Raw genomic sequence first — 19,302 nt, 5'->3', positions numbered from 1 at the left:
TTCAATGATTTACAGGCAGATTAAGACCAGTTCTGTTAAAAAAGCAGGCTATTTTGACCGGACGAGCCATCAAAGCACTATATTTGTTCAGCAAAAATAAAAATTGTAAAAAATGAAACTACTTGAAGGTAAAACAGCCATTATTACCGGTGCATCCCGGGGAATTGGCAAAGCCATCGCTTTAAAATTTGCTGAAGAAGGCTGTAATATTGCATTTACCGACCTTTTTGAGAACGAAGCCATGAAAGGCACTGAAGCTGAATTGGCCGCTTTGGGAGTTAAAGCAAAAGGTTATGCTTCAAATGCAGCTTTATTTGCCGATACCGATGATGTTGTCAACAAAATAGTTGAAGATTTCGGACAAGTTGATGTTTTGGTAAATAATGCAGGTATCACGAAAGATACCTTACTGATGCGCATGACCGAAGAGCAATGGGACGCGGTAATCAATGTCAACCTGAAATCCGTTTTTAACTTTACCAAAGCGGTTCAGAAAGTGATGCTGAAACAGAAGTCGGGTTCCATCGTTAACCTGAGTTCGGTCGTTGGAGTAAGCGGAAATGCCGGCCAGTCCAATTATTCGGCATCGAAGGCCGGGATCATCGGTTTTACCAAGTCAATCGCCAAAGAGCTTGGTTCGCGCGGTATTCGCAGCAACGCGATTGCTCCGGGCTTTATTATTACCGAGATGACAGGCGCTATTCCCGAAGAAGCACGCAAAGCATGGGAAGCCAATATCCCGATGAAACGCGGAGGCACTCCGGAGGAGGTAGCCAAAGTGGCTTTATTCCTTGCCTCAGATCTTTCATCGTATGTGAGCGGACAAGTGCTGAATGTTTGCGGAGCGATGAATACCTAACCGATATTGACCTGGAAAGTCATAAAATACAGCCGGCCTTCACCAAAAGGACGGCTGTTGTATTTTTAGATTGCAAAACTTTCTTTTAACATGCTTTTTTTATACCTTGTATCATCCGTTTTTTAAAGTTGTAATGAATAACCGAAGTATTGCTTTCCAACTTAGTATTTACATTTTAACGGCAGTAACGCTGGTTATCTCTGTCATCGTTTTTTTAAATTACAACTTCAGTAAAAAAATCATTATACAACGGATTGAAGAAAGTGCTACGCTGCAATCGGAACTGATCACCAATCAGATCTCGAAAAATGTGGTTGCCACACAGGAGATTACACAAAATGTGGCCTACCAGATCGTGTATTATAACCAACACGGCGATCTCGAGTTTTTTCTAAAGCAGGTGCTGAATTTTAACCGGATGATCTCGGGCTTCCACATTGAACTGTTTGAACCGGATGAGAATAAATTTATTTCGGTCGTGCGTTCAGATGCCGGCGAACTGTGTGTTTTGGATCAATGCATGGCTTGTAGTATGTATCATTCGGAAGAGATTAGGAAAAGGATACTGGAAAACAGGGAAGGCTCCTGGACCAACCCGTTTTATTGCCGGCTCGATTCCAATAAGTTAATCAATACCTATTCGTTCCCGATCATGGCTCAGGACAACCAGGTTACCGGAATTATTTCGGCTCAGATTAACCTGGATTTTTTAGCTGATGTGATCACGCAAATAGAAGTCAGTAAAAACGGATACGCTTTCATCGTCGGAAGTGACGGTACTTACCTGACTCATCCACAAAAAGAGTTTGTGATGAACCAAAATTTTTTCCTGCTTTCTGAAAAGATTATTCCACAGAAACGGGAAGAATATTTTGAATTAATGCGTTTACATTCATCTGCTTCCGGTTTTGCCAGGCCTCCATTCCTTAATTATGCGCGAAGCTGGTTTCGTTTCTCACCGGTTCCGTATACAAACTGGTCCATCGTCATTGCCATTCCGGCGAAAGACTTGTTTCAGGATCTTGATCTGATGCTTCGAAAAATCATTGTGGTATCTTTGGCCGGGCTTGCATCGATTTTGCTTATCATTATCCTGATATTCCGAAGGATGTTGTCGCCATTGTCGTCTGTTGCCAAATCAATTCAGCGGTTTAGTTTTGGCGACAGGAGGGGAGCCACCCGCAAAAACGAAATCGATCTGCTTCACGACAGTCTGATTGAGTTGCAGTATCAATACAATTTCAACTTACAGGAACAAAGCAAAAACCGGAAAGACCGCCGTAAATTTGAAAAAGACCTGAAATCGGCCAAGGAAATTCAGTCAACAATCATTCCCGGAGATTTTATTTGGTCGCCTGACCATCCGGAAGTCGATTTGTTTGCTAACCTGCAGTCTGCTGAAAGCATCGGGGGAGACCTGTACGATTATTTTTATATCGACTCAAATCACTTATTATTCACCTTAGGCGACGTTTCGGGGAAGGGTATTCCCGCTGCTTTGTTTATGGCCGTTGCCCACACGATGATTAAAAACAAGGCAACGGTGCTGGTGGCCCATCAGATTGTCGAACAGGTAAACAGCGAATTAAGCATTCAGAACACCAATCAGCATTTTCTGACCTTATTTTTGGGGATACTAAATACCGAAACCGGAGAACTTAACTATTGTAATGCCGCACACAACTATCCGTTCCTTGTCTCTTCAAATCAGGAAGTTAAACCGGTAGCCAAAACACATGGTTTACCCATTGGCGTTTACCCGGATAAAACCTATTCAAGCGATTTTGCCATACTGGAACCGGGAGACATGCTAATACTCTATTCCGATGGCGTTACCGACTGTAAAGATGCCTATAACAACTTTTACGGTACAGAGCGTTTGGCTGAAGATATTGCCGAAATGGCCGAATTGCCGGCGCGGGATGTGGTATCCGGTTTATTGGACAAGCTGGAAACATTTAGGGGAAAAACCAGGCAAACCGACGATATCAGCATTATGGCTGTCCGCTTTCTTGGAAATAACAAGTAAACATTTTACCCTGTTTTTTCCTTTCTATAATAAAACATCTATTTTGCGATGAACCATATTCAAACTGTTTTACTGATAATGGCTGTTATTCTGAGCGGTTTGATCCTGTCTGTGTGGCTGTACCGCCTTCTGCGAAGAATCATCCGGAAAGAAAAGTACGAAAAGGTATGGCTTCACATTCTCAAACGTTTAAGTATCCCGGTAGGCGCTTTATTAATCACGACAGTTATGTCTGTTGTATTTTCAGAAAATTATTCCGAAAACATCCCGCTGGATTTACATGTCATCTTTTCAATTTTGTTCAACCTGATGATTGCCTGGCTGTTAATCGTTTCGATTAAAAGTATCCGGCAAATGATTATGGACAGGTATGATATCACCCTGAGAGACAACCTGAAAGCCCGAAAAATGCAAACCCAACTGGTGGTGATTGAGCGCATTCTTATTGTTCTGGTTATTTTGATTGCCTTTTCGGTAAGTCTGCTTGGCTTTCCCAAAATCAGGCAGGTAGGTATCAGCCTGCTGGCCAGCGCCGGTATTGCCGGGATTATCATTGGCCTTGCGGCCCAGCGGAGTATTGCTTTGTTTCTGGCAGGTTTCCAGATTGCTTTTACCCAACCGATCCGACTGGACGATGTCGTTATTGTTGAAGGGGAGTGGGGCTGGATCGAAGAGATCACGCTGACCTATGTGGTGGTTCGTATCTGGGACAAACGCCGGTTGATTGTGCCGATCACTTATTTCATTGAGAAGCCTTTTCAGAACTGGACCCGTAACACGGCTGAAATCTTGGGAACTGTTTTTATTTATGTGGATTATGGGTTTCCGGTGGAGGCATTACGCGTTGAATTGATGCGTCTGCTGAAAACTTCGCCCGAATGGGATGGAATGGTGAATGTGTTGCAGGTAACAAATGCAACCGAACGCACCATGGAACTTCGCGCTTTGATGAGTGCTGCCGATTCGCCGACAGCCTGGGATTTGCGGGTGAAAATTCGTGAAGGACTTATCCGCTTTATTCAGGAACAATATCCGCAATATCTTCCTAAAGCAAGGATAGAAGTTCAGGATAATTAAACGGAAAAAGCTGCAACAACAGCAGTTGAAACCTTACCGACCATGCAGTAACATCCTTTGCAATTGATGCAGCTTTTTGTTGTCAGGCTTTTTGCGTGGCACCTAAAATCCTGATTTTTATCTTTTCATTTTTCTTGTCGAAGCCTACTGAAACCGTGTCGCCTTCCGAAACAGATGCCCGGATAATCACCTCGGCCATTTCGTCTTCGAGGTATTTCTGGATCGCTCGTTTTAAGGGTCTGGCGCCGTATTGCGTGTCGTATCCTTTTTCAGCAATAAAGTCTTTTGCTGCTTTCGAGATTTTTAATTTATAATTTAGCGAAGCCACGCGTTCATACAATCCTTTCAGCTCGATATCAATAATCTGATAGATATCTTCTTTCGAAAGCGTGTTAAACATGACGACGTCGTCGATCCGATTCAGGAACTCAGGGGCAAAGGCTTTCTTTAGTGCTTTTTCAATAATATATTTCGCATGATCGGATTCGTCTTCTGCGGCCGATTTGGCGGTAGTAAAACCAACTCCCCGGCCGAAATCCTTCAACTGACGCGAACCAATATTGGAGGTCATAATGATAATCGTATTTTTGAAATCAATACTTCGACCCAAACTATCCGTTAAACGTCCTTCATCCAAAACCTGCAAAAGGAGGTGGAAAACATCCGGATGAGCTTTTTCAATTTCATCGAGCAGAATCACCGAATAGGGCTTACGACGAACTTTCTCCGTTAACTGTCCGCCCTCTTCATAGCCGATATATCCCGGAGGAGCTCCAACCAACCTGGATACAGAAAATTTTTCCATGTACTCGCTCATATCGATCCGGATCAGAGAATCAATGCTGTCGAACAAATACGTGGCAAGCACTTTGGCCAATTGTGTTTTTCCAACGCCAGTTGGCCCCAGAAAAATGAACGAACCAATCGGTTTATTCGGATCTTTCAGTCCGGCACGGTTACGTTGTATGGCTTTTACAATTTTGGCAATGGCATCATCCTGGCCGACAACACTTCCTTTTAACTGGATACCCATGCTCATCAGGCGTTTGCCTTCAGCCTGGGCAATCCGCTGGACGGGTATACCTGACATCATGGCAACCACTTCTGCAACTTTGTCTTCTGTTACCAGTTCACGGTGACTAAGCAGTTCTTTTTCCCAGGATTCTTTTTCCTGTTCCAATAATTGCAACAAATTTTTTTCTTTGTCGCGGTAGCTGGCGGCTAACTCAAAGTTTTGGCTTTTTACCGCATGTATTTTCTCTTCCCGTGTCGATTCGATCTTTTGCTCCAGCTTGATGATCCTTTCGGGCACATTGATATTGGAAATATGTACCCGTGACCCGGCCTCATCAAGAGCGTCAATGGCTTTATCCGGAAGAAAACGGTCGGTGATATACCTTGCTGTCAGTTTAACACAGGCATTAATTGCCTCTTTGGTGTAGTTGACGTTATGATGATCTTCGTACCGCTCTTTGATATTGTTCAGTATTTCGATGGTTTCGTCAACCGAAGTCGGCTCAACCATTACTTTCTGAAACCTTCGTTCCAAAGCGCCGTCTTTTTCAATTTGCTGGCGATACTCGTCCAGGGTTGTCGCGCCAATACATTGAATGTCGCCTCTGGCGAGAGCGGGTTTCAGCATGTTGGCCGCATCCAGCGATCCGGTAGCCCCGCCTGCTCCTACGATGGTATGAATTTCATCGATAAATAGAATGACATTGCTAACCTTCGACAGTTCGTTCAAAATGGCTTTCATCCGTTCTTCAAATTGACCACGATACTTGGTGCCGGCAACAATCGATGCAATATCCAGGCTGACCACCCGCTTGTCGAAAAGGACGCGTGATACTTTTTTCTGAACAATGCGAAGAGCCAGTCCTTCGGCAATTGCCGACTTTCCAACGCCCGGCTCACCGATCAGAATCGGGTTATTTTTCTTCCTCCTTGACAGGATTTGTGCAAGACGTTCAATTTCTTTTTCCCGGCCAACAATCGGATCGAGATTATTTTCTTCGGCAGCTTTGGTAATATCAACGCCAAAATTGTCCAATACAGGGGTTTCTGATTTTGCGGTACCGGCTTTTTTGGGAGCACCCGGAGATGACTGTTTGGCGAACGGATCGTCCATGTCATCGTCTTCATCGCCATATTCCGATTTAGCTTCAGGCTCCTTGTAATCTTCAAGTCGCGATTTCAGGATATAGTAATTGATGTGAAATTCATTCATCAGTGTCGAAATCTGGCTGTCTTTATCTTTTAACAAAGCCAGCAGCAGATGGCCGGTACTGATGGTTTGACTACCCAGCGCACGTGCTTCGAGGTAAACTAACTTAAGCGCTTTTTCTGCTGATTTTAAGAGCTGTATAGAAGCTTGAGGATCAATTTCTTTATCTGTTCTGAGCGCGTTTTCTACGGCTTCTTTGATTTCGGATAAATTTACACCCAAACCCGACAGGATGTCAATTGCTATCCCTTCTCCATCTCTCAAAATTCCCAAAAAAATATGCTCCAGCCCAATTTGTTCATTCCCTAACCGGATCGCTTCTTCCCGGCTATATGTGAGAACATCTTTTATCCTTGGTGAGAATTGAGAATCCATAATCTGTTTCCTTAAGTTTAAATGGTATCAGTAATAACAAAAACTATTCCTAAATGTTGATGGCAGAGCCCGTCAACCGTAGGCTTCATTTGATAAAGGTACATATAATTTTATAAGCCACAGATTCAATAGATTGATTTTTTGAACATTAACTTGTTGAAACTTTAATGGTAAAACAGTTATTTAAATGATATGAAAAGGTCCGGTTTTATTAGTATTTTTTTATTTTTGTAAGTCAAATTTGTACAACATTAAACAACCTTGAAAAGGAGGATTAAATGGCTGATGAAGAAAGAATTATAAAAATCAATATTGAAGAACAAATGAAATCCGCCTACATCGATTATTCGATGTCGGTTATTGTTTCGAGGGCCTTACCGGATGTCCGGGATGGTCTGAAACCAGTACACCGGCGGGTTTTATTCGGGATGAATGAGCTTGGAATCTTATCAAACAGACCATATAAAAAATCTGCAAGGATTGTGGGTGAAGTCCTTGGTAAGTATCACCCGCATGGTGATTCATCGGTTTACATGACGATGGTGCGCATGGCGCAGGACTGGTCGCTTCGTTATACATTAGTTGACGGACAAGGTAACTTTGGATCAATTGATGGTGACAGTCCGGCAGCTATGCGTTATACAGAAGCCAGAATGTCAAAAATCGCCGAAGAAACACTGAGCGACCTCGACAAAAATACGGTCGATTTTCAACCAAACTTTGACGAATCTCTGAGTGAACCGACCGTTTTACCAACCCGAATACCAAATTTGCTGATAAACGGCGCTTCGGGTATTGCTGTTGGTATGGCAACCAATATGCCGCCGCATAACCTGACTGACACGATTGATGCCATTACGGCCTACATTGATAATAAACAGATCGAGATCAAGGATTTAATACCCATTATTAAAGCTCCTGACTTTCCTACCGGCGGTATCATTTACGGGTACAAAGGGGTAGAAGAATCGTACGAAACCGGGCGTGGAAGAATCGTAATCAGGGGAAAATCCCATATTGAAACCCACGGACACGGCCGCGAACGGATTATTATTACCGAAATCCCGTACATGGTCAATAAGGCCGAGCTGATCATGAGAATCGCAGAGCTGGTGAATGAAAAGAAGATTGAAGGGATCTCGAATATCAACGATGAATCAGACCGCGAAGGGATGCGTATCGTCGTGGATATTAAAAAAGACGAGATTTCAAATGTCGTTCTGAATAAATTATACAAATACACCCAACTCCAGACGTCCTTCAGTGTAAATAATATTGCCCTGGTAAAAGGACGTCCAAGAATGCTAAACCTGAAAGACCTGATTCGCTACTTTGTCGATCATCGTCATGAAGTAGTGGTAAGGCGCACCCAATATGAACTGGAACAAGCAGAAAAGCGCGCTCATATTTTGGAAGGTCTGATTATTGCCAGCGACAATATTGATGAAGTCATTGCCATCATTCGTAGTTCAAAAACGCCTGACGAGGCCAGGGAACGATTAATGGAACGTTTTGCCCTGACTGAAATCCAGTCGCGCGCAATTGTTGAAATGCGACTGCGGCAGTTAACCGGACTGGAGCAGGACAAACTGCATCAGGAATACGAAGAAATACAGAAATTCATTGAACGATGTAAAGAGATTCTGGCCAACGAAGAACTGCGGATGCAAATCATTAAAGATGAACTCGCGGAGTTGAAAAAACAATATTCGGACGGTCGTAGAACTGAAATCGTTCCGAATGCCGAAGAATTCAACCCGGAAGATTTCTATGCAGACGAAGAAATGGTTATTACCATCTCGCACCTGGGTTACATCAAACGGACACCTCTTGTCGATTTCAGAACTCAGGGAAGGGGAGGGGTCGGCTCTAAAGGCAGCACGACACGTGATGAAGATTTCCTGGAGCATATGTTTATTGCATCGATGCACAACACCTTGTTGTTGTTTACCGAAAAGGGCAGATGCTTCTGGCTGAAAGTTTACGAGATTCCGGAAGGCACAAAAACATCAAAAGGCCGCGCCATTCAAAACTTACTGAATATTGAACAGGACGATAAAGTATTGGCATACATTAATGTTAAGCGGCTGGATGACCGGGACTATATCAACAATAACTTCATCATTCTTTGCACAAAACGAGGGATCATTAAGAAAACCTCACTGGAAGCTTATTCCCGACCACGGCAGAATGGTATTAATGCCATTACCATCAGGGAAGGAGACCAGTTACTCGAAGCCTTATTAACCAACGGTAATCACGAAATCATGCTCGCAGTGAAAACCGGCAAGGCAATTCGTTTCCACGAGAATATCGTCCGGGCAATCGGAAGAACAGCCTCGGGAGTTAGGGGAATTACCCTTGGAAATGAGCAAGATGAAGTTGTTGGCATGATATCTGTTGAAAATGAATCGGAAGACGTGCTTGTCGTATCAGAAAAAGGATATGGAAAACGGTCAAGCATCGGAGACTACCGAATCACCAACAGGGGAGGAAAAGGAGTGAAAACGATCAATATAACAGAAAAGACCGGTAGCCTGATCGCAATTACCAGTGTCGCCGATAACAACGATCTGATGATTATCACGGCTAACGGAATAACCATACGTTTACCGATTTCCGATTTGCGGGTCATGGGACGGGCCACTCAGGGAGTCAGGCTGATTAATCTGAAAGGAGAGAATTCAATCGCTTCAGTTGCCCGGGTCGAATCGGAAGAAGACCGGAAAGACGAAGAAACAGCTCCGGAATTTGATCAACCTGAAAATGAATAAAAAGCGTTTGATAAGAATTGAACCGGATGTAAAAAAAATCTAAATTTGTAAAATAAAAAAATATCTTAAATTAACTGTGATGATGAAGAAAACAATTGTATTATTTGCCTTTTTAATTGCTGCTGCAGGAGCTTTCGCCCAAAAAGGAAAAGTGACTACTGCACAGACTTTAAAAGATTCGCAAAAACTCGACAAAGCTCTCGAAGCAATTAATGAAGCTATTGATCCTGAAAATGCCAAAGCAGAAAAATCAATCTCATGGTCAAAAACATGGGAAGTTCGCGGCGAAATTTATCGCGCTATCTATCAGTCGAAAGATGCAAACATCAAAAAACTGGCAAAAGATCCCTTGAAAACTGCCTGGGAATCGTTTAAAAAAGCAATTGAGCTTGATCCAAAAAATAATGGCGGAAATGGAGTGAAAATCGGATTGACATTCTTGATTTCCGATTTTACTGACCAGGCTGTCAATGCATTTAATGCCAATAATTATGAGTTGGCCCTGGAATCGTTCAAATACATTCTTGAAATTCAGCAACAACCGCTGATGACCGAAGCCGGGAAAGAGGCCGTAATCGATACCGTGATTATTTTCAATGCCGGACTGGCTGCCTACAATGCAGAGAAATATGATGAAGCGATTAAATATTACAAGGAAGCTGCCAAATACGAATATAATGGCGCCCGTACTTATGAACTGATTGCTTCAAGCTATACAAGCAAGCAGGATACCGCCAGCGCATTACTGACTTTGCAGGAAGGATTTGAAAAATATCCGGAGAACAGCTCGATTTTGGTTCTGATGATCAATATCTATTTGAATGCTAATAAAGTTGATGAAGCGATGAAATATCTGGAACTGGCTATTGAACAGGATCCGGGAAATGCTTCATTTTACTTTGCCAAAGGTTCACTTTATGATAAAATAGGCGAGACAGAAAAAGCAATGGGCGCTTATGAAAAAGCCATTGAATTAAAACCCGATTATTTCGATGCCTATTACAACCTGGGAGCAATCTATTACAATAAAGGCGTGAAACAAGTCGATGTGGCAAATGCCGTACCAAGTAATCAGCCGGATAAATACGAAGCAGAAAAAAACAAAGCAGATGCAGAATTTATGAAAGCGATTCCATACATGGAAAAAGCCTCAGAAGTAAATCCGGAAGATACTTATTCGCTCGAATCATTGAAAACATTGTATTACCGCTTAAAGATGATGGATAAATTTGAAGAGGTAAATAAGAAACTGGAAGATTTGAAATAATAAAAAATAATACAGAAGAGGGAGTTTTTCCCTCTTTTTTATATTCATAAAAATAACATAATATCAACTATAAGACAAACTGGTTAGAAATTAATTTACACGAATAGACAGGATTAATGCTCAACATCAGATCAATACCGCTTTTCTGTCTTTAAATCCAATTCTGCTTTTATTGACTTTCCTTGCCCGCAAATCTGATGGGCCGGAAACCCAATTTTCATTTTTCCAGGTTCGTCGCTGAGGACAGCTTCATAATAAACAGAAGTTACATTTGTAAATTATTGAGATATTGGCGTGTATTTGTGATTTCACAGGCAATTATTGATTTACATTATTAGATTACGACAATCTATTCTCTCCGAATCCTGACGAATCAGGCATCGATATCCCGTTTTATGTACGAAGAATAATCTTTTACGATGGGTGTATACTCCTGATGAAAAAGCTTGGAAGAGATGATAAAGTCGGCTGTTGACCGGTTTGATGCAGTAGGAATATTGTATAAAACCGAAATTCGCAACAGCGCTTTTACATCTACATCATGTGGCTGTGGTTGCATCGGGTCCCAGAAAAAGATCAGCATATCAACCTTACCTTCACAAATTAACGCCCCCAGCTGCTGGTCTCCTCCAAGCGGTCCTGATTTTAACCGCAACACTTCCGGCGGAATAACATCATTTTCCCTGCACTTTTGCATCAAAGTATCCTGAATCAGTTTACCGGTAGTGCCCGTACATATCAGGCTGTGAGGTAAAAATTCTTTCCAGTTGTAGGATACCCATTCAATTAAATCCTTTTTCCGGTTGTCATGTGCCACGAGGGCTATGGTTTTTTTCTTTTTCATTTTTCTGTCTGATTTTTCTATGCGTGAGTGAAATTCCAATCCACATGTTCCTGTAAAGATACGGCTTCCGAGGTTCAATCCAATCTTTGTCTATCGGCGTATTTCCAGATAAAATGATTTCATAACACAAAAAAGCACGAGCGAATGGCCCATGCTTTCTATTGTTTTATTGTTTTGTGATGATGTTAATAAAAGACTTTTTTCAATTCTTCTACCCACTTTTCAATCCGGCCTTTTGTCAATCGAGCCTGGTTCTCCTGATCGATGCACAAACCACAAAACTGGTTCCCTCTTTCAGCCCTGGAACTTTCATAGGTATAGCCATCACGAGAAGTAAAGCCAACAAGTTCGCCGCCTGATGATTCGACCAAACCGGCAAATATGCCAACACCGTCATTGAAGTTTTCCGGATAGCCTTTTTGATCTCCCAGACCATAAATAGCGACCCTTTTCCCTTTTAAATCGATATCTTCGAGGGCCGGGACAAATTCATCCCAGTAATTGGGCAGTTCACCGTCGAACCAGGTTGGTATGCCTACAATGATGTTATCATATTTTGTGAAGTTTTCTTCATTTACTTCTTCTGCATTTACAGCTTCGATGTCAGCTTTGCCAAATGCCTCGATAATTTTTTCACCAACCTTGGCCGTTTTATTGGAATTGAAGCTATAAAATATTCCTATTTTCTTCATTTGATTTTGTTTTTTTATTTATGCCAGATGGAATTTAGCTCTGTTTAATATGCCAGTAATTCTTTTGCAGCAACCATAATTTTATCGGTATCAGGTAAAATTGCTTTTTCCAGAATCTGGTTAAAACCCACAGGCGTATAGGTTGATCCAATCCGTTTTACGGGCGCGTCAAGGTATTCAAACGCCTCTTCCATAATGATGGAGGTAATTTCAGACCCGAATCCGGCAAATACTTTATCTTCGTGTACAACCATTGCCTTATTGGTTTTCTTAACCGATTTGAGGATCGCTTCCTTATCCAGCGGAACTAAAGACCTCAGGTCAATCACTTCGATATCAATTCCTTCATCTGCCAGCTTATTTGCCGCTTCCAAACTGTATATCAATGTATTACCATAGGTGATCAGTGTGATATCTTTGCCTTCCCTCCGAATCCTGGCTTTCCCAAACGGCACTTCAAAATCGTCCGGAACAGGGGTTGCAGCCTGTATCGCGTTATACAACGCTTTGGGTTCCATAAATACGGTCATTCCTCTTGATCGCATCGCGGTGCGCAACAAGCCGGCAGCATCGTCGGCAAAAGTTGGATAAACGATACGTACTCCGGGAATGGTAGCCAAGGCGCCTTCGATGTTTTGAGAGTGGTACAGGCCGCCGCCGATGTAACCGCCTGAAGCCAGACGAATTGTTACGTTGGGCACAAATTGTCCGTTCGACCGCCAGTAATCGTGGCTTGACTCGACATATTGCTCCATGGCCGGCCAAAAATAATCGGCAAACTCTGCTCCTTCGATAACGATCCGGATCTTATCATTAAAGCGGCTCATTCCGTTGGCCGTACCCACAATGAAATCTTCTGCAATTGGCGCGCTAAATACGCGTTTTTCGCCAAATTCCTGCTGCATTCCTTTCGTTACATTGAAAGCGCCGCCTTTCTCTTTATTGGCAATGTCTTGTCCCCAAATAAAGGTATCCGGGTTATGGCGGAATTCTTGCTTCAGCGTTTTGTTAATGGCTTCAACTAATTTGAGTTTTTCCCCCTCATGCTGATGGGTACCATCCGGATATTTTTCTGCCTTGTATGCCTCCGGCATCACATAATCGAATATACTAGCCGGATCAGGATCCGGCGCTTTCATCGCTTTTTTGTGTGCATCTTTGACGACCAGGGTCGCCTGTTCCTCAATTTCAACCAACTCGGCTTCGGTTAAACGGCTGTATTTCAGCAATAATCGTCTGAATTTAGCCAGTGGATCGTACTCACGCACATAGTTTCGTTCAGTTTCATTCCGATACAATTCGTGCCGGTCTGAATTTGAATGCGATTCGATTCGGACACAATTGGCTTGCAAGATGACCGGTTCGCCGGCTTCCAGCACATGTTTTTTTGCTTCGGCCATGGCATTCATCGAATCGAAAACATCTTTCCCGTTGCAGTGGATAATGCGCAGATTCTTAAAACCGCTGAAATTGTTGGCGGTTTTCCTGTTGGCCGTTTGCATGTGTTTCGGTACAGAAATACCGTATCCGTTATCCTGGAGGACAAAGATAACAGGCAACTTTTCGAGCGATGCACCATTAATTGCCTCATACACATAACCTTCGGATGTAGACGATTCGCCGTGTGAGGTAATTGAAACGCCTTTCTGTTCGTAATATTTCATCGCCCTCGCAACACCGACTGCATGCAAATCGTGGTTTCCGGTGCACGATGATACGTTGTGAATGTTCCATTCCGGCTTGGCAAAATGGTTTGACATATGACGCCCGCCTCCGGCCACATCAGTGGCTTTTGAAATGCCATTCAGAATGATCTCTTCGGCTGTTAAACCGGCCGAGAAACAGGTCATCATATCGCGGTAATAAGGGAACAAGTGATCTGTATTCCGGTCGAAATGCTGACCAATGGCAAACTGAATCCCGTCGTGTCCGGCATATGGGGCATGATACGACCAGCCAATGGCCTGTTTCAGGTAATTTGGAGCCCTTTCATCGAGTTTTCGTCCAACGACCAGGGTCTTGTACCATTCTGAAAGAGTTTCTTTATCTACGTTCTTTATCGTATAAATCTTGGGATATACACTACTCATGATCAAATTAAATTTTTCGGTTTATATCAAATTCTTCGAGAATGTCTGCAATTCGTCTCAGAAAAGCTCCGCCCAGGGCTCCGTCAACAATCCGGTGATCGTATGACAATGACAGGAACATTTTGTGACGGACCACGATGGCATCACCGGTTGGTGTTTCCATGACAGCAGGTTTTTTCTCGATACTCCCGGTAGCCAGAATGGCTACTTGGGGCTGGTTGATGATGGGTGTTCCAATGATGTTTCTGAAAGATCCAAAATTGGTAATGCTAAAGGTTCCGCCCGTGATTTCATCGGGCGATAATTTGTTGATTCTGGCCCGGTTAGCCAGGTCATTTAACGAGCTGGTTAATCCGGCAAGGTTTTTCTGATCGGCATCTCTGATGACAGGAACAATCAGGTTACCGTCGGGTTTCGCCACAGCAATCCCAATGTTCACCTTGCTTCGGAGAATAATTTTATCTCCGTCAACGGAAGAATTCACCAGGGGAAACTCGCGCAAGGCCATCGCTACGGCCTCGGTAAATACCGGCATGAAAGTCAGATTTTGGTTGTATTTTTTTTGGAATTCATCTTTCGCTTTCTTTCTCCACAGAACCAGATTCGTCACATCAGCTTCAACAACAGACGTAACATGAGGAGCAGTCTGCACCGAATTCACCATGTGCTCGGCAATCAGTTTGCGGACACGGTCCATTTCAATAACCTGATCATCGGCACCGATGGATACAGAAACCTTGGGTGATGCAGATTTTGGAGCTTCGGTAGCAGTACTTATTTCTGATTTTTTAACTGTTGCAGGTTGCGATCGTTCTTCGATGTAAGTCAGAATATCTTTTTTCTGAACCCTTCCCTGAACACCGCTTCCTTCAATTTTCTCCAGTTCTGCCAACGAAATGTTTTCTTCTTTAGCAATTGACCGGACAAGCGGTGAATAAAAACGTGTAGCGCTTTTAAAGACTTCAGGACTGTCTGCAGCAGCCGGAGTTGTCTGTTGTACTTTTAATGGTTCTGCCTCTGTTTTTTCTGATTTTGAATCAGTTTCCGTTACGTCTCCGTTGTCGTCTTCTTCGTCAGTTTTAATATAGGCGACTATTTCGCCTACCGGAACGACAGCGTCAACTTCAAACAAAATTTTCGCAATAACTCCTTCAACCGGAGATGGAATTTCAGAATCAACCTTTTCGGTGGCAATTTCAAAAAGAATATCATCTTCTTCTACTTTATCGCCTTCTTTGACAAACCACTTTGTAATGGTTGCTTCCTGAACGCTTTCGCCCATCTTGGGCATTTGAATCTTAAATTCAGACATGTTCCACTTTATTTTATTTAACAATATATCAAAAATAAATTTTCACCTCATAGAACAAGCCAGAACCTGAAAAGTTCAAGGTATACGGGTGTTTGCAACAGAATGTTGAATGTTAAAACGGGATAATCTGAAAAAAGCGGCTATCTGCGGAAAACCGACAGATAATAGAAGTGTTGTAACTACCTACCTGATAGTGATTTTGGCAAAAACATGGATCATTTCCTCCGGATTGTTTGTGGCCCGAAGTTCAGCCTCCAATGGAGTCGTATCCTGGGAAACGATTTGAAAACATTTGTCCAGAATTGAAGCCAGTTCAGACTCTGCACTTGCTTTCCCGATCGTACCTTTTTTCATGCATTTACAAAAATACCGGGTCAGTTTCTGGATTGAATAATAAAGATCAGGCTTGATGATTTCGGTGGCGGCCATGTATTGCGGTGAACCGCGTTCAACTTTCCGGGTATAAATCAGGTTGAACTGTTCGAGCTTCATACGTACATTTTCACTCAGGTAATTATCTTCCGGGCATTGTTCAATTTTTGGAATGGTAATCGGGGAACTTTCAAAGACATATTGCTCCTGGGCCGATGCAAAAACAACCGTAACAAAAACAAAACAAAGCATCAAGGAAAGTTTCATACGACAGATTTTTGCTTTAAAAGTAGAGAATATCCGGTTGAGAAACTATGTAAAAAAGTTAAAAATGCTTAAAACCTCCTTCTATTTATAGGCCAGAGGCAGTGAATGGATCGGGTAATAATTAAATAAATCGCGCTCGGGCCATTCTTTGACCAAAGTGGTTATTTTATGCATCAACCGGTCTATTTCTGCGGGAAGCATGGATCCTTTCCAACTGCTTGAATTTGCAAGAAAGACCCAGGTAATCCCGTCTGCTTGTTTTTTTAACATGGCAGAAGTTCCGGCCATACTGCCCGTTCTCCACCAATTCCCGTTACCCAATGTGGTTTTCCATCCCAACGGGCCCTTCGCATAGGTATTGTCGGTCATTTCGAGAATTGATTTTTCTGTCAGCATATCTGTCACAAAAGACTGACCGTCGATCAGGGTAATAAATCTGGCCAATTCTGCAGCCGAGCTAATCCAACCGCCCGCGGCGCCTAACATTTCAATTGGATTGCCTCCGTTCGATTTGGCAACCAGCATTCCGGAACCATTAAATTCGGGGATCATCTCGCTTCCGTCCTGTTCGTAATATTGAACCTCGTTGGGTAATTTATACTTTCGGTAACTGTTCCCAACATGCATATCCATGATGCCGTGAGGCAGCAAAACGTCGTCCTGTATGTAGGTTTCATAAGGTTTTCCGGCTACTTTGCTGATCACTTCCCCTAAAAACATGTAGCCAATGTTTGAATAAGCGACTTGGCTTCCCGGCGCAAATGACAGCCAGCGTCCTGAAATATACCGGTACAGGGTTTCAATGGAGGCTGGAGGAGTATCTCCTAATTTTTCTGCAATATTCAGCAGATTAAAGGCCGGGTCGCCATACCGTTGAGTCCAGCCGCCGGAGTGCGCCAGTAAATGTCTGACCGTGATCCGGTATAACTTTTTATCCCGAACCTGATCAAGAATCGGGTTCTTCAGAATGCCATCCGGACCAAAAACACAATCATCGAGCGATAATTTTTTTTCTTCCACCAGTTTCATAATGGCAACAGCCGTAATCAGTTTGGAAACACTGGCCAACCTGAAAAGATGTCCCGGCTGTACCTGCGTCCCGTTATCATCGGCCCTTCCAAATCCCTGGGCATAAACCAACTGCTCGTCTTTTACGACGGCAATTGAAACGCCTTTCAATCCCCATTGCACCATAAACCGTTCCAACTGGTCCTGAATATAAGGTGCGTGATCGAAGTCAGAAATTTCGTTGCTGATCCGATTGTTCAACCCCTGCAATTCCAACTGATAATAAGGAGGGATCAGTTTTTCTGTTTGATATCCCCGGGTTCCGAAGGATAAAACAAATACAATAACGATTATTAAAATTACTAAATATCGCAAAATACAATCTCAAATTACATGATTCACATTTGTAAACTACCAATTAATTCATTGACTGACTTCATGTGATGCCTGTCAAGATAAGCATTAATTCCTCCCACAATCTGAAGAGGAATCGTCGGATCAATAAAAATCGCCGTTCCTACCTGCACGGCTGAAGCGCCGGCCAGGATAAACTCAATGGCATCAGTCGCATTCATGATACCGCCCATCCCTATAACCGGGATTTTAACTGCCTGATGAACCTGCCAGACCATCCGAAGCGCAATCGGTTTAATTGCCGGTCCTGAAAGTCCGCCGGTTACTGTCGAAAGCACCGGCTTCCGCTTTTCAGCATCAACAGCCATACCGAGAAAAGTATTCACCAGCGACACACTGTCGGCCCCCTGGTCTTCAACGACCCGGGCTATTTCGGCAATATCTGTAACATTTGGCGACAACTTCACGATCAGAGGCTTATTGTACACTGCCCGAACAGCCTTAACTACGGCTGCTGCCGAAGGGCAACTTACTCCAAAAGCCATCCCTCCCTCTTTTACATTCGGACAGCTGATATTCAGCTCAATCGCCGGAATTTTATCCAATTCATTTATTCGTTCCGTTAACTCAACATATTCTTCTATGGTTGAGCCATTTACATTAATGATAAAATTGGTGTTTATATCTTTAATCCCGGGATAGATGTTTTTAATAAAGTTATCGACCCCTTTATTCTGTAATCCGACTGCATTCAGCATACCCGACGGGGTTTCGGCCATCCTGGGATAATCGTTACCTTCCCGGTGTTTAAGGGTTGTACCTTTCATCACAACGCCGCCGAGCCCGGTCAGGTCCATAAAATCCGAAATTTCCTCACCAAATCCACAGGTTCCTGATGCCGTTAATACCGGATTCCTGAAGATCAGGTCATTTATTTTTACAGTTAAATCTGCCATGTCAGTTCATTAATATTAAATACGGGGCCGTCTGTGCATACACATTTGTTTCCTGAAGTTGTTTTTTCCACACAACAAAGACAAACCCCAAATCCGCAAGCCATCATATTCTCAAGCGAAACTTCACAAAACGCCCTGGCTTTGGCAGCATCTTTTGCAACAGCTTTCATCATCGCGTCAGGTCCACATGTGTAAATTTTACTGAACGTACCTAGTTCATTCTTGTATACTGAATGGTCCGTCACAAAACCTTTTTCGCCCAGGCTGCCATCTTCGCTCGTGAAATAAAAGTTCCCGTTTTTCCGATAACTGCTGACATCAATATGATCAGCCTTGCTTCGGGCCCCCAGCAATATATGGACGTTTTCGGGCTTCAAACCGCATACTTTTGATAAAAACAGCATCGGGGCAACTCCGCTTCCCCCTCCAATCAGCAATATTTTATCTGAAGGATCAGGCTGCGAAAATCCTCTTCCCAAGGGGAGTATTACACTTATTTTATCACCTGCCTGATAAGTGGTCAGCACTTTAGAGCCCCGGCCTAATATTTTTACCAGTAACGAAAAGGTCCTTTTCTCATAATCCACATCCAATACCGAAAATGGCCTCCGAAGGAATATTTCAGTCGCTTTTTTAATCTCGACATTTACAAATTGCCCCGGAAAAATCTCCGGCAACGGGGATTCTGCTTGCAGTACCAAACGAAAATTATCGTGATTTAATTGTGTGTTTTCAAGAAGTAATAGTTCCTGAATGGTTTTTTTCATTCCAAACATATTTTGCGGACAAATATAGAAGAAAA

At 43.0% G+C, this 19,302-nt stretch carries 14 protein-coding genes; 5 read left to right on the top strand and 9 right to left on the bottom strand.

Translation table 11 applies throughout. The annotated features are described in order from the left end of the window. Nucleotides 1-112 precede the first annotated feature (112 nt). The 3 genes from fabG to AC6H3C_RS13905 all read left to right on the top strand — a co-directional run bounded on the left by fabG (nucleotide 113) and on the right by AC6H3C_RS13905 (nucleotide 3,965). A complete protein-coding gene (gene fabG / locus AC6H3C_RS13915; protein ID WP_497516005.1) occupies nucleotides 113-859 on the top strand; it encodes a 3-oxoacyl-[acyl-carrier-protein] reductase in 747 nt (248 codons plus the stop codon). Between the two features lie 133 nt (nucleotides 860-992). Continuing rightward, the gene (locus tag AC6H3C_RS13910; RefSeq protein WP_497516004.1) at nucleotides 993-2,888 is read left to right on the top strand and encodes a SpoIIE family protein phosphatase; all 1,896 of its coding nucleotides are present in this window, start codon (nucleotides 993-995) and stop codon (nucleotides 2,886-2,888) included. 48 nt (nucleotides 2,889-2,936) lie between these two features. Continuing rightward, on the top strand, nucleotides 2,937-3,965 hold the full coding sequence (locus AC6H3C_RS13905; RefSeq protein WP_497516003.1) for a mechanosensitive ion channel family protein: 1,029 nt from the start codon (nucleotides 2,937-2,939) through the stop codon (nucleotides 3,963-3,965). An 82-nt stretch (nucleotides 3,966-4,047) separates the two neighbouring features. Here AC6H3C_RS13905 and AC6H3C_RS13900 read toward each other — a convergent pair whose 3' ends face one another. Beyond that, a complete protein-coding gene (locus AC6H3C_RS13900) occupies nucleotides 4,048-6,564 on the bottom strand; it encodes an ATP-dependent Clp protease ATP-binding subunit (RefSeq protein WP_497516002.1) in 2,517 nt (838 codons plus the stop codon). Nucleotides 6,565-6,842: 278 nt separating this feature from the next. On the opposite strand from AC6H3C_RS13900, the gene gyrA reads away from it, so the two are divergent. Together gyrA and AC6H3C_RS13890 are read left to right on the top strand one after the other, a co-directional pair. Continuing rightward, nucleotides 6,843-9,338 carry a DNA gyrase subunit A gene (gene gyrA, locus AC6H3C_RS13895; protein WP_497516001.1) on the top strand — a complete coding sequence of 832 codons (2,496 nt, stop codon included), beginning with the start codon at nucleotides 6,843-6,845 and terminating at the stop codon, nucleotides 9,336-9,338. Between the two features lie 79 nt (nucleotides 9,339-9,417). After that, nucleotides 9,418-10,605 carry a tetratricopeptide repeat protein gene (locus AC6H3C_RS13890; RefSeq protein WP_497516000.1) on the top strand — a complete coding sequence of 396 codons (1,188 nt, stop codon included), beginning with the start codon at nucleotides 9,418-9,420 and terminating at the stop codon, nucleotides 10,603-10,605. A 373-nt stretch (nucleotides 10,606-10,978) separates the two neighbouring features. On the opposite strand, the gene AC6H3C_RS13885 is transcribed toward AC6H3C_RS13890, so the two are convergent. From AC6H3C_RS13885 to AC6H3C_RS13850, 8 genes are all read right to left on the bottom strand, one after another. After that, on the bottom strand, nucleotides 10,979-11,449 hold the full coding sequence (locus AC6H3C_RS13885; protein ID WP_497515999.1) for a methylglyoxal synthase: 471 nt from the start codon (nucleotides 11,447-11,449) through the stop codon (nucleotides 10,979-10,981). A gap of 185 nt (nucleotides 11,450-11,634) precedes the next feature. Continuing rightward, on the bottom strand, nucleotides 11,635-12,141 hold the full coding sequence (locus tag AC6H3C_RS13880) for a flavodoxin (RefSeq protein WP_497515998.1): 507 nt from the start codon (nucleotides 12,139-12,141) through the stop codon (nucleotides 11,635-11,637). Between the two features lie 44 nt (nucleotides 12,142-12,185). Beyond that, nucleotides 12,186-14,231, bottom strand: a complete 2,046-nt coding sequence (locus AC6H3C_RS13875; protein ID WP_497515997.1) for an alpha-ketoacid dehydrogenase subunit alpha/beta — start codon at nucleotides 14,229-14,231, stop codon at nucleotides 12,186-12,188. 7 nt (nucleotides 14,232-14,238) lie between these two features. Continuing rightward, nucleotides 14,239-15,543: a dihydrolipoamide acetyltransferase family protein gene (locus tag AC6H3C_RS13870; RefSeq protein WP_497515996.1), complete on the bottom strand. Its 1,305-nt coding sequence runs from the start codon at nucleotides 15,541-15,543 to the stop codon at nucleotides 14,239-14,241. 183 nt (nucleotides 15,544-15,726) lie between these two features. After that, nucleotides 15,727-16,182, bottom strand: coding sequence for a hypothetical protein (locus AC6H3C_RS13865; RefSeq protein WP_497515995.1), 456 nt, complete (start codon nucleotides 16,180-16,182; stop codon nucleotides 15,727-15,729). An 81-nt stretch (nucleotides 16,183-16,263) separates the two neighbouring features. Beyond that, on the bottom strand, nucleotides 16,264-17,451 hold the full coding sequence (locus tag AC6H3C_RS13860; protein ID WP_497515994.1) for a serine hydrolase domain-containing protein: 1,188 nt from the start codon (nucleotides 17,449-17,451) through the stop codon (nucleotides 16,264-16,266). 137 nt (nucleotides 17,452-17,588) lie between these two features. Then, on the bottom strand, nucleotides 17,589-18,500 hold the full coding sequence (locus tag AC6H3C_RS13855; protein ID WP_497515993.1) for a dihydroorotate dehydrogenase: 912 nt from the start codon (nucleotides 18,498-18,500) through the stop codon (nucleotides 17,589-17,591). Further along, the gene (locus AC6H3C_RS13850; protein ID WP_497515992.1) at nucleotides 18,488-19,267 is read right to left on the bottom strand and encodes a dihydroorotate dehydrogenase electron transfer subunit; all 780 of its coding nucleotides are present in this window, start codon (nucleotides 19,265-19,267) and stop codon (nucleotides 18,488-18,490) included. The genes AC6H3C_RS13855 and AC6H3C_RS13850 overlap by 13 nt, the downstream gene beginning before the upstream one ends. Nucleotides 19,268-19,302 lie beyond the last annotated feature (35 nt).

It is taken from the genome of Gaoshiqia sp. US2, assembly GCF_059705485.1.
The sequence above is the reverse complement of the archived record's forward strand: the minus strand, read 5'-3'. Positions and strand labels throughout refer to the sequence as shown.